Source organism: Treponema sp. JC4, assembly GCF_000260795.1.
Lineage (GTDB): Bacteria > Spirochaetota > Spirochaetia > Treponematales > Treponemataceae > Treponema_D.
Map to the genome: position 1 here is coordinate 1 of NZ_AJGU01000012.1, position 13276 is coordinate 13276.

At 39.7% G+C, this 13276-nt stretch carries 17 protein-coding genes; 5 read left to right on the forward strand and 12 right to left on the reverse strand.

Going from position 1 to position 13276, the window contains the following annotated elements:
• The 6 genes from MSI_RS15185 to MSI_RS06620 all read right to left on the reverse strand — a co-directional run.
• The coding region (locus MSI_RS15185; RefSeq protein WP_155815517.1) for an ankyrin repeat domain-containing protein at nucleotides 1-246 on the reverse strand (246 nt) is incomplete at its 3' end.
• Entirely contained in the window at nucleotides 182-1258 is a 1077-nt protein-coding gene (locus tag MSI_RS06600; protein ID WP_009105029.1) for an ankyrin repeat domain-containing protein, read from the reverse strand. The genes MSI_RS15185 and MSI_RS06600, both read right to left, overlap by 65 nt.
• Before the next feature lie 349 nt (nucleotides 1259-1607).
• Nucleotides 1608-2147, reverse strand: coding sequence for a DUF1697 domain-containing protein (locus tag MSI_RS06605; RefSeq protein ID WP_009105032.1), 540 nt, complete (start codon nucleotides 2145-2147; stop codon nucleotides 1608-1610).
• Nucleotides 2144-2632, reverse strand: coding sequence for a CDP-alcohol phosphatidyltransferase family protein (locus MSI_RS06610; protein ID WP_009105034.1), 489 nt, complete (start codon nucleotides 2630-2632; stop codon nucleotides 2144-2146). Before MSI_RS06610 ends, MSI_RS06605 begins: the two co-directional genes overlap by 4 nt.
• A 4-nt stretch (nucleotides 2633-2636) precedes the next feature.
• Nucleotides 2637-3002, reverse strand: coding sequence for a cupin domain-containing protein (locus MSI_RS06615; RefSeq protein WP_009105036.1), 366 nt, complete (start codon nucleotides 3000-3002; stop codon nucleotides 2637-2639).
• A gap of 132 nt (nucleotides 3003-3134) precedes the next feature.
• Nucleotides 3135-5111: a Na/Pi symporter gene (locus MSI_RS06620; protein WP_009105038.1), complete on the reverse strand. Its 1977-nt coding sequence runs from the start codon at nucleotides 5109-5111 to the stop codon at nucleotides 3135-3137.
• 303 nt (nucleotides 5112-5414) lie between these two features.
• Between MSI_RS06620 and MSI_RS06625 the strand changes: the two genes are divergently transcribed.
• From MSI_RS06625 to MSI_RS06640, 4 genes are all read left to right on the forward strand, one after another.
• Complete coding sequence (locus MSI_RS06625; protein ID WP_009105041.1) at nucleotides 5415-6503, forward strand: MFS transporter; 1089 nt, start codon at nucleotides 5415-5417, stop codon at nucleotides 6501-6503.
• A gap of 20 nt (nucleotides 6504-6523) precedes the next feature.
• Complete coding sequence (locus tag MSI_RS06630; protein ID WP_009105044.1) at nucleotides 6524-7849, forward strand: MATE family efflux transporter; 1326 nt, start codon at nucleotides 6524-6526, stop codon at nucleotides 7847-7849.
• 98 nt (nucleotides 7850-7947) lie between these two features.
• Nucleotides 7948-8463: a YiiX/YebB-like N1pC/P60 family cysteine hydrolase gene (locus MSI_RS06635; RefSeq protein WP_009105046.1), complete on the forward strand. Its 516-nt coding sequence runs from the start codon at nucleotides 7948-7950 to the stop codon at nucleotides 8461-8463.
• Nucleotides 8464-8468: 5 nt separating this feature from the next.
• Nucleotides 8469-8906: a hypothetical protein gene (locus tag MSI_RS06640; RefSeq protein ID WP_155815521.1), complete on the forward strand. Its 438-nt coding sequence runs from the start codon at nucleotides 8469-8471 to the stop codon at nucleotides 8904-8906.
• Here the strand turns inward: MSI_RS06640 and MSI_RS06645 are convergent.
• The 6 genes from MSI_RS06645 to MSI_RS06665 form a co-directional block, all read right to left on the reverse strand.
• Nucleotides 8890-9369: a hypothetical protein gene (locus MSI_RS06645; protein ID WP_009105050.1), complete on the reverse strand. Its 480-nt coding sequence runs from the start codon at nucleotides 9367-9369 to the stop codon at nucleotides 8890-8892. The genes MSI_RS06640 and MSI_RS06645 overlap by 17 nt on opposite strands.
• Nucleotides 9370-9450: 81 nt before the next feature.
• Nucleotides 9451-10296: a 4Fe-4S binding protein gene (locus MSI_RS06650; RefSeq protein ID WP_009105052.1), complete on the reverse strand. Its 846-nt coding sequence runs from the start codon at nucleotides 10294-10296 to the stop codon at nucleotides 9451-9453.
• Nucleotides 10297-10311: 15 nt separating this feature from the next.
• On the reverse strand, nucleotides 10312-10464 hold the full coding sequence (locus tag MSI_RS14680) for a CD1871A family CXXC motif-containing protein (protein WP_009105054.1): 153 nt from the start codon (nucleotides 10462-10464) through the stop codon (nucleotides 10312-10314).
• Complete coding sequence (locus tag MSI_RS06655; protein WP_009105056.1) at nucleotides 10461-10982, reverse strand: TlpA disulfide reductase family protein; 522 nt, start codon at nucleotides 10980-10982, stop codon at nucleotides 10461-10463. Before MSI_RS06655 ends, MSI_RS14680 begins: the two co-directional genes overlap by 4 nt.
• A 373-nt stretch (nucleotides 10983-11355) precedes the next feature.
• Nucleotides 11356-11760, reverse strand: coding sequence for a (deoxy)nucleoside triphosphate pyrophosphohydrolase (locus MSI_RS06660; protein ID WP_009105058.1), 405 nt, complete (start codon nucleotides 11758-11760; stop codon nucleotides 11356-11358).
• A gap of 58 nt (nucleotides 11761-11818) precedes the next feature.
• Nucleotides 11819-12472 (reverse strand): Crp/Fnr family transcriptional regulator, encoded by a 654-nt coding sequence (locus MSI_RS06665; RefSeq protein WP_009105059.1) that lies wholly within the window; start codon nucleotides 12470-12472, stop codon nucleotides 11819-11821.
• 97 nt (nucleotides 12473-12569) lie between these two features.
• On the opposite strand from MSI_RS06665, the gene MSI_RS06670 reads away from it, so the two are divergent.
• The gene (locus tag MSI_RS06670) at nucleotides 12570-13268 is read left to right on the forward strand and encodes an ATP-binding protein (protein WP_009105061.1); all 699 of its coding nucleotides are present in this window, start codon (nucleotides 12570-12572) and stop codon (nucleotides 13266-13268) included.
• The last annotated feature ends 8 nt before the right edge of the window (nucleotides 13269-13276 follow it).

Genomic DNA, 13276 nt, shown 5'->3' on the forward strand with positions numbered 1-13276 from the left:
AGCATAATTCAATACGGTTTTTCCACAATAGGCACCTTCCCTAATAAGAAGCTTTACAATATCGTATGCATTTGCCTCTACCGCTTTTGTAAGCAGTCCGCCTATTTTAACTCTTCCCATCGAGATTATTAGTTCAACTACATCTTTAGAATTATTTTTTACCGCAAAAGAAAGGGCTGTCTCACGAGAATATACGAGTTTGGAATCTATGTTTACACCTTTTGAAATTAAAAAAATTTGCAACATCTATAGAATTATATATAGCTGCTACCATCAATGGTGTTTTATTATTTACATAACAAACCCTTGTAGATGAAAAAGTCATTGCCTCTGCATCTATCACCGCGCCAGCTTCATATAATACCTTAGCAGCTTCAATACTATTATACCTTGCTGCTATCATCATCAATGTTTCGTCGTTCTCATATTGCTTATTAACATCATTTCCCTCTTCAATATATTTTCTGATAATATCGATTGTGTTTTCTTTTACAGCTGCAGCAAGAGGGATCAATAGATTTCTATAATGCGGTAAGTTTTTTCTTGCCACTTCATTTCTATTTTCTGCAGCTTTTTCAAACCATTCAAGTGCCTTTTCATAATTTTTTTCAACGCCATCGCCATTCAAATACATTTTTCCAAGAAGGTATTGTGCAGATGCAACATTATTTTCTGCAGATGCTTCCAGATATTTTTTTGCAGTCAGAGGGTCGTAATTTTCGAACTTTTTATTGTAATACAAGTTTCCAAGAAAATATTTTGCCTTAGGACTACCCTGTTCAGCAGCCTTCATATACCATTCGAATGCTTTTCTATAAGCCTGCGGATATCCCTGCTGATAAAGAAATTGAGCAATTTCTAATTGTGATTCTAAGTCATTTTTTTCAAGAGCATCTGATAAAACTGGTTTAAACAAACTGTCACCAAGAATACTATAAAAAAACTGAAACTCTTTGTTATTACCTGAGAAACCTTTTTTGTACAATTCTTTAGCTTTTGAAATATCCTGTTTTACACCTTCACCATAATAATACATTAAAGCTAAACATTGTTTCGCATATACGTTTCCTTTATCACTGGCTAATTTATAACACGCAAACGCTTTTGAATAATTCTGTTCGATTTCGTAACCATATTTGTACATATGTCCAAGTTCACATAAAGCTGCAGAATTACCCTCAAATGCTTTTATGTACCTGTTATATAAATCTGCTTTTATATCTACAGTTTTGTTATCATTTAGCACTGTATCTGACATAGAAAAACTCCCGTGGATAATTGTAACACAGTAATTGGAAAATGTTTAGCAATCCAGCTTCCCCTATATATTCCAGCTTTTCGGATTTTGCAATCTGACTTGGATTTGTTCCAGGCTTATCCAATGGAAGCGGAACTTTTGCAGTAAAGTTCATTGAACTGCTCGGCGCAAACTTCAAACGCCAGTTCGATTTTGAATCCTACAAGCAGTTCTTTGCCGACATGGGCTATTCCAACATCACTTACGAAATTGTTGATGGAAGAATGCCATGTGCTCTGGCGATTATTAAAAACTGATTTTATTCCGTTCTCTCAACCTGATTGCCTTCAATAGCCACGATACAGTTTTCTTACATTTCAGCAATCTTCCTCAAAGTATTTGCAGTTCTGATGGTAATCATTTCCCCAATTCCTGCCGCAGCCGTCTTTTTCCACCAGTTTGCCTTTGCATATAGCTTTCGGTCAAATGACCAGAATGCAGCATTCCCGCAGATTCCAACCTTTTCCAGTTCCGCTGTCGGTTCCCCGATTTTTTCTGCTACAGTTTCTATCCGGTGTGGTGGAATTACAAAAATCAGATTATCGTAAATGTCTTTGTTATCAGTTCCCCACCAGCCCGGAGCTTTGGTCAGTAGTGTTTTAAGTTCGCTCTGGGCAATTACAAAAACAGGAATATCAAGGGTAAACTTTTCCTGAATCAGAGTTTTGATTTTCTCGGACAGAACGATTGTATCAGCTTCATCATCCGAAAAAATGATGTTGCCACTGTTGAGATAAGTAGAAACTTCTGAAAAGCCCTTCTCTATCAAAGCAGCTTTCAGTTCCGGCATTGAGATTTTGTTTTTTCCGCTGATATTTATTCCGCGCAGGAGTGCGATGTGTCTGGTCATATTTTCCCCGTCCTTATCAAATGCCCTTCCTGAATTGCAGCAAAAGTTGTCACTGCACACACAGAAATTGCTGTATATTTGACTTCAACAAAAGGCAAAGTCATCGGTAAAATAAAAAGCAGAAAGCCTGCCACCTTATTCATGATTGTATGAAGCATAATAATCCGCTTCTGCATTATATAACCCGAGACGATATTGATTATGCGGATCAGCGCAATAATTCCAATCCACACATACAGCCATACCGGAATGTTTATGACAGGAAGCAATTTAATGAGGCAGACACCAACAAATACGATATCAGCAATAGAATCCAGCTTTGCTCCAAAATCACTCGCTTTTCCAGTCTTCCGCGCAACCGTTCCGTCTAGCATATCCGTTATACCAGCTGCAAGATACAGTGCATAAAACTCAGGCGAAAGAGCTGGAAAGAAAAGAAGTGCAATGCTGATTATGATTCTGCTTGCAGTTATGATGTTTGCCATTTTTTCATTTTTTTTCTTTATAAGCGTAGCCAAAGTTGATCGGCGGAGCGGTTACAGAAACGTAAATGAATTCTCCGTCGCCGTCATTTAAAAGACCGTGAACGTCTTTGTCGGCGAATCGTGCCACGTCTCCTGCCTTGAATTCCTTTTCTTCGTCGTCGGCAAGAAGAAGTTTTCCGCTGCCCTTGATGGCGTACCATATTTGCTCCGATGCATCGTGAGTGTGGCGGGGCTGGCTGGCTCCTGGAACAAGGTGAACTTCCGTAATCGTCACGCGTTTGCTTGTTGAATTTTCCGGGTTCAAAAGCTGTCGTGAAACAACGCCTGGATTGGATAATTCTTTAATTTCGTTTGCTTTTATAAATTCCATATATATTATTATAACTCGCGGTTATATGTAAGAAAACTATAAAATTTCCATATTATAATAACTGTATGGATCAGCAATTTATGAACGTAAAACGCGGCATCATCATAAAACGAAAGGACTCTGATTCAATTTTTAGTTTATCCTATAACCTACACCGCGTACAGTTTCGATGATTTTTTGATTATTTAATTTCTGTCTCAAAAGTCTGATATGCACGTCCAGGGTCCGGCTTTCGATTTCTTTGTCATAATTCCATACTGATTCAAGAATCTGTTCTCTGGTAACGAGCTCCCCTTTATTTTTCATCAGCAATTCCAGTAGTTCATATTCTTTTGCAGCCAGCTGGATTTCATTACCGGAGACAAAAACTTTCCTGCTTTTTTGATTAATGATTACATTCTGAGCACTTAAAAGATATTTTTCTGAACCATCAGACAAAACTGAATCGCTTAAATTAGGTTGAATTGCCTGTATTACACCAAAAACACAGTCGCCGGCTTTTTCAATTTTTCGGACGATGTCCATATAGCTGAGTTCCGCTTTAACATTGCTGCCGTTTTCAATTCTTTTACGGCTTTCTTTTTTAAGTTCTTTCTTTGATTTGTCAATCTGGTCTTCAACATCTGATAGAAGAACCTTATCAATTTCTGAAAGTCCCAGAACAATATAAGTACAGGTCTGCTCATAAAAAAAGTGAACTGTATCAAAATATGAAATCAGTTCTTTGCTCTGTTTTTTAAGCAGGGATTTGTCTGCTTCGTTTCTGAACTTGCATATTGCATGCATAAGTGAACAGCATTCGTCACTTAATTCTTCAAGATTCTGAACAATAGAAATCATGCGGGCAAAATTGTTGCGGTCATTATGATTTGCAGTTGGAAGACGGGAACATTTTTGCAGAAAAGAACTGATTTCGTGATTCATTTCATCAATATATTCTTCATGAAAATTAATTTGTTCAACAAAAGCGTCGAATCTGTCTGATTTTTGCCTGAAACTTTCTCCAAGTGCGTCCATCATTTCCATTACACGGCCGGACATTTTAGTAATTTCTTTTTGAATCTGAAATGTATACAGGTCTGCACTGATATGATTTGAAGGAAGAATAACCGGCATTTTGTAATGAGCATCCTTTTCCTTCTGACTTTCGGGAATAAATTTTTCTGCAAGAGCGGCTATCTGTTTTACAAACGGAAGGAATAAAAGTGTTGCAGAAATATTGAAAACTGTATGAAGCATCGCGATGTGCGTTGTGATATTTTCTGCAGGTGATCCCGGGACAATAATATCTATTAGGTGCAAAAACGGATGGAAAAAAATCAGTGCTAAAACAGAGCCTGCTATATTGAATGCAACGTGAACCGCGGCTGTCCGTCTTGCATTTACACTTGCTCCAATAGATGACATAACAGCATCAACTGTTGAACCGATGTTACTTCCAAGAACCATTGCCGCTCCCAAATTCCAGGGAAGACTGCCGTTTGCAGACATTGTTAATACGATTGCAGTTGTAGCTGATGAAGAATGAATCAGGGCCGTAAAAAAGATACCGATTAAAACACCAAGCAGAAGTCCTGTAACTCCAAGGTTCTGGAAGTTCTGCAAAAAGGCAACCGATTCTGGCTTAAGATTCATGGAAGTTTTCAGAAGTCCCAATGCCATAAACAGAAGTGCAAAACCCATAAAGCAATCTGAAAAATTGTGGACTTTCAGTTTCTTAAAATATTTCAGAATGAAGCCCAAGCCAAACAAGGGAATTGCGGCAGCTTCCATGCTGAATGAAAAACCAAAGAGCGAAACAATCCAGGCAGTTACTGTAGTACCAATATTTGCACCAAAAATAATTCCTATGGCCTGGGTAAGATTTATGATTTCTGCATTAACAAAACTTACAACCATTACAGTTGTTGCCCCCGAAGACTGAATGATTGCAGTTACAGCAAGACCGGTAAGCACCGCAGTAAATCTATTTCCGGAGATTTTTCGCAATAAAGACTGAAGACTGTTTCCAGCTCCTTTTTGAATACCATTGGAAAGCATTTCCATTCCAAAAAGCAGAAGACAAAGAGATCCGACAAAACCGAATATTTGACCAATTGCAGATATCATGATTTTTACTATAACTACGGACAAGGAAAAATGGTAGAGAATTTATGTTAATTGTATGTAAATTTTCAATTTCATTTGACAATTCAATTTTCCTGTCTTAAAATAAATTTATTATGTGGAAAACACCGGTTTTATTTTTGTCAATGGGATCCTTCTCTATCGCGCGATAGGGGTAGTGGGCCTTTTTCAGAAAACTGTGGTTTTTTAAGTCCTTTTTTCTAAAATCCAATTACATTTATATACTCACTTTCCCCTTTTTTACGTTTTTATTTTAAATTTTTTACCGTAAAAAGGTGGCATATTATGTTAAACATTAAAAAACAGATAGGACGATTATATTCATCTGCAATTTTAGGACAGATTTCGCTTTCTGGAGCATGGGTTGCGATTCTTGCTTCTCGCGGATTTTCGCTTGCTCAGATTGGCTTTGCCGAAACAATTTTTCACATCGTAAGCATTATGTTTGAGATTCCTTCGGGAGTTCTGGCAGATGTATTTGGTCGAAAAAAGACGCTCGTTATTTCCTGCCTCATGAGAATGGCCGGGGATATCGTTATGATTTTCTCCAACAATTTTGCCATGGTGTGTATTTCGATTGGACTTCATGCCCTGTGCTACAATTTTTCTTCCGGTTCCGGCGATGCACTTGCCTATGATTCATTAAAATCTGTGGGCGAAGAACAGCGTTTTGAAAAATATGCTTCGAATCAGCTTGTGATTTACCGTGCGTGCGAAGGTCTTTCGACTTTGACCGCAGGTTTTGCCCTGATTCTAGGCTACAAAATCGCTTATTCAACCGGCGTTTTTGCATCTTTCATTCAGCTTTTCCTGCTCGCAGGTCTTGTTGAAGTGCGGCTTGAAGCTCCGGCAACAGAATTCCACATCTGGAAGGAAATCTGCAGGTGTTTTAAGCAAAGCCTTTTTTTCTTGAAGGATGCCCGAAAAGCACTCGCGATGATGTTCATCAATTCCTTTGTGGGCGCCATGGATATTCTGCTGTTGTTTTTCTTACAGGCAAAGCTCCCGATGGCAGGAATTCCAAACTGGGCACTCGGAATTGCACTTCTGGTGCTGCAGGCAGGCGGTGTTATAGGTGCAAAAATGATTCTTTTTGCAAGGAATTTCCGTTACCGCACTGTTTTTGCACTTTCTACCATTATAATTCTTTCGGGAATTGCGCTTGAACATTCAGGTCTTTATGTCCTTATGACTTTGGGCGGATTTCTGGCAGCACTTGCAGACGATGCGCTCCAGGTTAGAACGAACACACGTCTTCAGGATATGTTCCCGTCCGAGCAGAGAGCGACTTTGATTTCCGTTGAGTCGTTCACATTCTCCTGCATCATGATTGTGCTTTCTCCGCTCGCAGGATTATTCTTTGAGTGGTGGTAATATGTTATAATGTATTTGAAATGAAACTTAAAGGCTTTTATTCTTCTCTTATAGCTATTGCAATCCCAATTTCTCTCCAGGCTCTTTTACAGAACTTTGTAAACATGCTCGATACCGTTATGATCGGGCGGCTTGGAAGTGTTGAGATTGCGGCCGTGGGGCTGGGAAATCAGATTTTCTTTATCCTCACTATGATTCTTTTTGGAATCACTTCTGGTGGCGGAGTTTTTATTGCGCAGTTCTGGGGTAAAAAGGATTTTGGCGGAATCAGAAGGTCTTTAGGTTTGATGACTTTGATTGCCACTTTTGTTGCTGTGGTTTTTACTGTACTCGGACTTTTTATTCCTCATCAGCTGATAAGAATTTATTCTCCAGATCCTGAGGTTGTGCGTGTTGGAGGAGAATACCTTCGTCTTGCCTGCTTGAGTTATATTCCTACAGCAATAAGTTTTTCTATTACCCTTGCTATGCGAAGTACCGAACGGGTAAAGCTTCCGCTTGTCTGTACATCAGTTTCGCTTCTTACAAATGCCGGTGCAAATTATCTTTTGATTTTTGTAGCAGGGCTTGGTGTAAAAGGAGCCGCAATTGCAACTGTTTTCTCCCGTGCTGTTGAACTTGCCATTCTTTTGAGCTGGTCTTATTCTCACAATTATGAAATCTGCGGAAAGCTTCGCCAGCTGCTCGGCTTTGACTGGAGTTTTGTTTTCAAATATCTGAAGATTGCCTTCCCGGTTATTATCAACGAAACTTTCTGGGGACTTGGAACTTCTGTTTATAATGGAATCTATGCGCATGCGGGAACAGATTCTTTTACCGCCTACAGTATTACAAGTACAATCAGTCAGCTTACCTGGGTATTCTGCATGGGCTTTGGAAATGGAATGTGCGTTCTGATTGGCAAGCGAATCGGCGAAAAGAAGCTTGATGAGGCCCGAGCTTATGCCCTGCGTTCTATGTGGTTTATGCCTCTGATAGGTGCCTGCGTTGGAATCTTCCTGCTGCCACTTTCTAAACTGCTGCCATTCCTCTTTAACGTTGAACCGGAAATCATAAAGATGGCAACTCAGATTCTTATGATTTTGATTTTAATTTATCCCTTTAATTCCTTCTGTATGGACTGGATTGTCGGAGTGTGCAGAGCTGGCGGAGATACTGTCTTTTCTGCGGCGGGAGAACTGATTGTTTTGTGGTGTGTTGCAATTCCTTTAGGCTACCTTGCAGCCTTTGTACTCCATCTTCCCGCCCCAATGATTTTCCTATTCCTTTCAAGCGAATCGATAGTAAAATCAATCGTCGGCGTAATAAGAGTTTTGAGCGGAAAGTGGCTGCACGAGGTTACATGATTTTTTTAGACTAGTCGTAAGCATAAAGCTGATATTACTATGCTTGCCTGCAAGTAATATCAGCTTTATACTTAAAAAAACACGTTTACCGGTATTAAATGAAGTCAAATATTTTATTAAACGGCGACCTGCTTTTTATGCGGGATCAGTCAGAATTCTCAAAGGCAATTGTTGAAGCCACAGAAACTTACAGTCATGTAGGAATATATTTTGACGGCTTTATTTATCATGCTTCCAGAAAGCTTGGCGTTGCAAAACAGAAACTTGCTGAATTTCTGATTGAAGAAAATCGTGATATCTTTATTTACCGTTATCCTCTGATTGCTGCCGAAATCATCAAGGAACGTGCTGAGCGCTATTTAGGCTGTGAATATAATCACACTTTTTATCCCGAAAACGGAAAGTTTTATTGTTCTCAATATATAGCTGAAATCCTCCCGATTTTTGATACAATCCCAATGAAGTTTGGCAATAGAGAAAATGAAGTTTCTGACTACTGGAAGCAATACTATGAAAAACTCGGGCTGCCGGTACCAGTAGGGCAGGCGGGTACAAATCCTGGTCAGCTTGCAAAATGTGAAAAATTGAAATACATTGGGAAGCTCGATTATTAAAAGGAATGAAAATGAATGACCTGACTCCAATCCAAAAAGAAATAACAAGCGCTCTTGAGCAGATGAAAGAAAAGGCTTTGATAACAGAAGCTGTCCTTGCAAAAAAAGTTCGTGAAAACGCAAAAATACAGGGAAAGAATAAGGCTGGTATCTGCCTGAAAGATCTGGAAATCTGCATTGAATATCTGGCAGAGAACAAGGATTTACCATTCGCTCTTCATCTGAACAGCGCAAATGATATTCTGATAAAAAAAGAAGATATCTTTAAGCTGCTTGATGCGGATGCCAAAAAGCGCCGCCAGTCCAGCGAAAAATCTATTTCAGTTTTAACCAACGGCGATTTAAGACAAAAAGCTTCCGGCGGCAAATTACCAAAAAAACGCAGCGACCGGAAGAAAATGAACGTTCGTGACCTTGATACAGATTTTAATCCAGAATTATAGGATCCATCTTGATTTCAGCTCCAATTACCTTACCATGACTCTTAATTACCTTTGAAATTTTTCCTTTATCTTGAGGGAACATTTCTTCGGCTTGTGCTACTGATTTATTCTGCCGAACCTTGTATATTCCATAACCTATACCAACTACCGCAATTGCCGCTACTGGTATGAGCCAGGCCTTGTTTTTGTTTAGCCAGCTGCCTACGCTTCCACCTGCAACAGCTTCAAGATCTTCATCTGAAAGATCCTGAGCCTCGTCTTCTGTTTTTTCATTTTCGGCAATGGCCTTTTTGAATTCAGCTTCATTAAAATCAGGGTAGTTTTCTTTTAAAACTTTGCAGAGTTCTTCTATACTGTTTGCGCTGTTGAAAATATTTTCCATCTTTGCAAAATCAACTTTGGCAATCTGCTCTTCGCTTGCACCTGCCGCAAGCAACTGATTTTTAAGTTCCTCTTCATTCATAATACGACTCCTTTGCCTTTGGTTTACACTTATTTATACTACTGAAATGGAAAAATGGCTAAAAAATCACATCTGAAATGATTATTTTATTGCCCCATGTGGACAGCCAGATTTGCAGTCGCCGCAACGGATACAGTCCATGCTGTTGGGATTTTTCCATACAGGAATGTTTAATTTGCAGATTTTCTGGCAGGTACCGCATTCCGTACATTTATCGCTGTCGATTTTAAAACGGTAGAAGGATATTTTGTTGAAGACTCCGTAAACAGCGCCAAGTGGACAAACATAGCGGCAGAATGGACGATATATAATAATAGAAGAAAAAAGCGTAATTATGAGGATTGAGACTTTCCAGCGGAAGATAAAGCCTGCAGCTTCCCTCATTCCTCTATTCAAAAGTACAAGCGGGATGCCACCCTCAAGAGTTCCCACCGGGCAAATCCACTTACAAAACCAGGGCTCTCCCAAACCCGTGATATCAATGATGAACATAGGAAGCAGAATTACGAAAATCCCCAGAAAGACAAAGCGTAGCCAGCGCAGAGCCTTCTCTCCCGGAAGGCTACGGATTTTTTTAACAAAGGGAATCTTAAAGAGCAAATCCTGAATAAGACCGAAGGGACACAAAAAGCCGCAGACGAAACGCCCCAGAATACTTCCGAAAATTACGAGTAAGCCCACCACATACATTGAAATACGGAACTGTCTATCATTGAGTGTTGCCTGCAAGGAACCAATCGGACACGCACCCAAAGCGCCAGGGCAGGAATAACAGTTCATGCCGGGTACGCAGAGGAATTTCGAACCACCTTCAAAAATCTTCCCCTTCGCAAAGCCCTTGATGTAGCCGTTTGAAAAAGCAGCAAAACAAGCCTGAAGAATGAGACGAATACGGGAGTGATTTTTCAGTTTTGAGCCGCCAGTCATACAATAAATCCTCTTCTACCCTATCCCGATACATTCCAGACAGATTCTGCTGGCTTTGTTGAAAACAATTTCTGCCTCTCCACGGAAGACACCCGCTATCATAAGGGCAATTCCAAGACAGAGAGAAATTATTGCAATGATTCTTCGTTTTTTGTCGGATAGTTTCATTGAAGTTTATTTAAAATCTCATCGATAATTTTCTGCCAGTCCTTCTGACTACGTGAACCAAGATAGGCATTTCCGATTTGCTTACCATTTGAATCTACGAAAATAGTTGTCGGAACAGCCTGAACGTTACGAAGAAGACCAGTGAACATCTCAATATTCGGAACAATGTGAGGATAATTTGCACCGGTATTTTCGATAATTTTTTCACCGGTGGTCTTTATTCTTGAACTAACCTGCCCCTTGTTATCAAGAATGTCTATTACAATTCCTATAACTTCAAAGCCCTTTGCCTTATTCTCTTCGTTAAGACGAGCAAGATCCGGCATTTCCCGGATGCAGGGACCGCAGAAAGTTCCCCAGATGTTTATCATAGTAAGCTTATTTTTTGCAAAAACCTCGCTTGTAACGGGATCCCCCTTCAGGTCAGTGGCAGTGAATGTAATTTTATCCCCCGCTTTTTGCGCAAATAAAAGCATTGAAAGTGTCAAAAGTGCGATTATCGTAAAGATTTTTTTCATGCGAATTCTCCTTGTGGAGGTGAGCTGGTCAGAGCTCGCCATGTTCTATACTTCTTATTTTAACAAAGACTTTCAGCTCTGTATGTGATTTTGTCACTTTATCGCCTATATTATTTTTACTTCTACTTGAATTGGTATTATAATATATTATATGAACACTCAAGACAAAGCAAACGATTACAACGAACGTGCAAAAAATCAAATTCGCACAAAAGCCTATTAAAAAGGTGTAGAAGAAACAGAAACAAACTACAAGGCCCAAATCAAAGAACTTAAAAAAGAAAACAAAGCCTTAAAGACTGTTCTTGCATCCACCCAGGAAGAACTTGAAAAACTAAAGAAAAAATATAACGTAAAATAAAAACGTTATAGACTACAAAATCTCTTCAATCTTATCCAGAATCAACTGATCTGCTGGCAGCCAGTCTACAGAACGCAGATTTTTGCGAGAAAGCCAGCGTGCCGCTTCATGCTCCAGCAGTTTCAACTCGCCAGAAACAATTGTGCACAAAATGCAATGCATAGTAAGATGAAAGTTTGGATAATCATAATCAACGACGCCTAGAATCTTTTCTGCGCGGACTTCTGTTGCAAGTTCCTCGCGAATTTCGCGCTCAATGCACTGCTGGGGAGTTTCGCCTGATTCAAGCTTTCCACCGGGGAATTCCCAGCCATCCTTGTAATCGCCGTAACCGCGCTGAGTTGCAAATATTTCTTTTTTGTTTGTTTCTGGATTTGTTCGGAGAATAATTGCTCCGCTGACAGTTATTTGTTTCATTTTAAATGATTATAGTTTTATATTTCTTCGAATCCAATACTTTTTGATTTTGGAATTTCTAAAGAAGCTTAAAATGATTCTTCCAGTAGTCAATCAGGCCGTCGGCTTTCATCTTGCTTAGTTCTGCGCTCAAAGCTGAACGATCTACCTGCAGATAATCCGCAAGCTGCTGGCGGTCAAAAGGAATATCAAATTCTGCAGCCGGATTTTTCGCAGGCACGCAGGAAGAAAGATAAGCTAGTAATCGTCCGCGGATTGTTTTTGCCGTAGTGTGAAAAATTCGCTGCGAAAGATGCAGGTTTTTATTCATCGAGATTTTCAGGATATTTTTTATCAAAATAGAAGAGATTTCTCCCCTACCCTCATTATGAGCAAAGAGTTTTTTAGGATTCAGAAGCAGGATTTTTGAATCTTCAACGGCAAGTACATCCACCATCAGAGGCTTTCCTGTCAGAGCATAGGTTTCGCCAAAAACTTTTCCGCTCCCAAGATTATCAATAATCGTTTTGTTTCCCCAATAATCTGTACTCTCAATCTGAATTCTGCCTTCAATAATAAAGCCCATTACTTCAGTGACAGTAGCAGCGTGAAAAATCTGCTCACCTTTTTTCAGTTCCTTTTCAAAGCTGTCAAAAAGTGCCAGAGCTGCAGGCAAATCATTTTCATCAATACCCTTAAAAAGAGGATGGTTCAGCAATTCCTGATTATTCATATTTTAAGTTTATGCGGATTTTGTTGTTTTAACAACATTATTTTTATTCTGGAGCTGATAAATTAAAGTCATAAAACAAAAGAAAACGAGGTTAATTATGATCAGAAAAATAGTAAAAATCGACGAAGAAAAATGCACAGGCTGCGGATTATGTGCTTCTGCCTGTCACGAAAATGCAATTGTTATGGAAAACGGAAAGGCTCATCTTTTACGTGATGATTATTGTGATGGTTTGGGTGACTGCCTTCCAGCCTGCCCTGCAGATGCAATTACAATTGAAGAGCGCGAAAGTGCGGCTTATGATCCACAGGCCGTAGAAATGAGAAAGCAGATTCTCGCCCAGCAAACTTCCGGAGGATGCCCAGGAAGTGCTATGCATACATTTAATAGAGCCCAGACTTCTGAATCAGAAAACGAATCATCAACAGTAAGAAGCGAACTTATGCAGTGGCCGGTTCAGATCAAACTGCTTCCTGTTCAGGCAGCTTTCTATGAAAATGCAAACCTCTTGATTGCCGCAGACTGTACAGCCTATGCTTATGCTGCCTTCCATCGCGATTTTATTAAGAATCATATTACACTGGTAGGCTGCCCAAAACTTGATGAAGGCGACTACACAGACAAACTTACAGCAATCATCAGCCAGAACAATATAAAAAGCATTACGATTGTGCGGATGGAAGTTCCCTGCTGCGGTGGTCTTGAGTACGCTGCCACAGAAGCCCTTAAAGCAAGCGGAAAATTCATTCCATGGCGTGTTGTTGTAATCAGCCGCAACGGGGAAATTCTGGAATAAGACAGATG

Bases quoted from the DNA above. Each gene is read 5' to 3' on its own strand.
- MSI_RS06600 (WP_009105029.1), bottom strand. From the start codon at position 1,258: ATGTCAGATACAGTGCTAAATGATAACAAAACTGTAGATATAAAAGCA.
- MSI_RS06605 (WP_009105032.1), bottom strand. From the start codon at position 2,147: ATGACCAGACACATCGCACTCCTGCGCGGAATAAATATCAGCGGAAAA.
- MSI_RS06610 (WP_009105034.1), bottom strand. From the start codon at position 2,632: ATGGCAAACATCATAACTGCAAGCAGAATCATAATCAGCATTGCACTT.
- MSI_RS06615 (WP_009105036.1), bottom strand. From the start codon at position 3,002: ATGGAATTTATAAAAGCAAACGAAATTAAAGAATTATCCAATCCAGGC.
- MSI_RS06620 (WP_009105038.1), bottom strand. From the start codon at position 5,111: ATGATATCTGCAATTGGTCAAATATTCGGTTTTGTCGGATCTCTTTGT.
- MSI_RS06625 (WP_009105041.1), top strand. From the start codon at position 5,415: ATGTTAAACATTAAAAAACAGATAGGACGATTATATTCATCTGCAATT.
- MSI_RS06630 (WP_009105044.1), top strand. From the start codon at position 6,524: ATGAAACTTAAAGGCTTTTATTCTTCTCTTATAGCTATTGCAATCCCA.
- MSI_RS06635 (WP_009105046.1), top strand. From the start codon at position 7,948: ATGAAGTCAAATATTTTATTAAACGGCGACCTGCTTTTTATGCGGGAT.
- MSI_RS06640 (WP_155815521.1), top strand. From the start codon at position 8,469: ATGAAAATGAATGACCTGACTCCAATCCAAAAAGAAATAACAAGCGCT.
- MSI_RS06645 (WP_009105050.1), bottom strand. From the start codon at position 9,369: ATGAATGAAGAGGAACTTAAAAATCAGTTGCTTGCGGCAGGTGCAAGC.
- MSI_RS06650 (WP_009105052.1), bottom strand. From the start codon at position 10,296: ATGACTGGCGGCTCAAAACTGAAAAATCACTCCCGTATTCGTCTCATT.
- MSI_RS14680 (WP_009105054.1), bottom strand. From the start codon at position 10,464: ATGAAACTATCCGACAAAAAACGAAGAATCATTGCAATAATTTCTCTC.
- MSI_RS06655 (WP_009105056.1), bottom strand. From the start codon at position 10,982: ATGAAAAAAATCTTTACGATAATCGCACTTTTGACACTTTCAATGCTT.
- MSI_RS06660 (WP_009105058.1), bottom strand. From the start codon at position 11,760: ATGAAACAAATAACTGTCAGCGGAGCAATTATTCTCCGAACAAATCCA.
- MSI_RS06665 (WP_009105059.1), bottom strand. From the start codon at position 12,472: ATGAATAATCAGGAATTGCTGAACCATCCTCTTTTTAAGGGTATTGAT.
- MSI_RS06670 (WP_009105061.1), top strand. From the start codon at position 12,570: ATGATCAGAAAAATAGTAAAAATCGACGAAGAAAAATGCACAGGCTGC.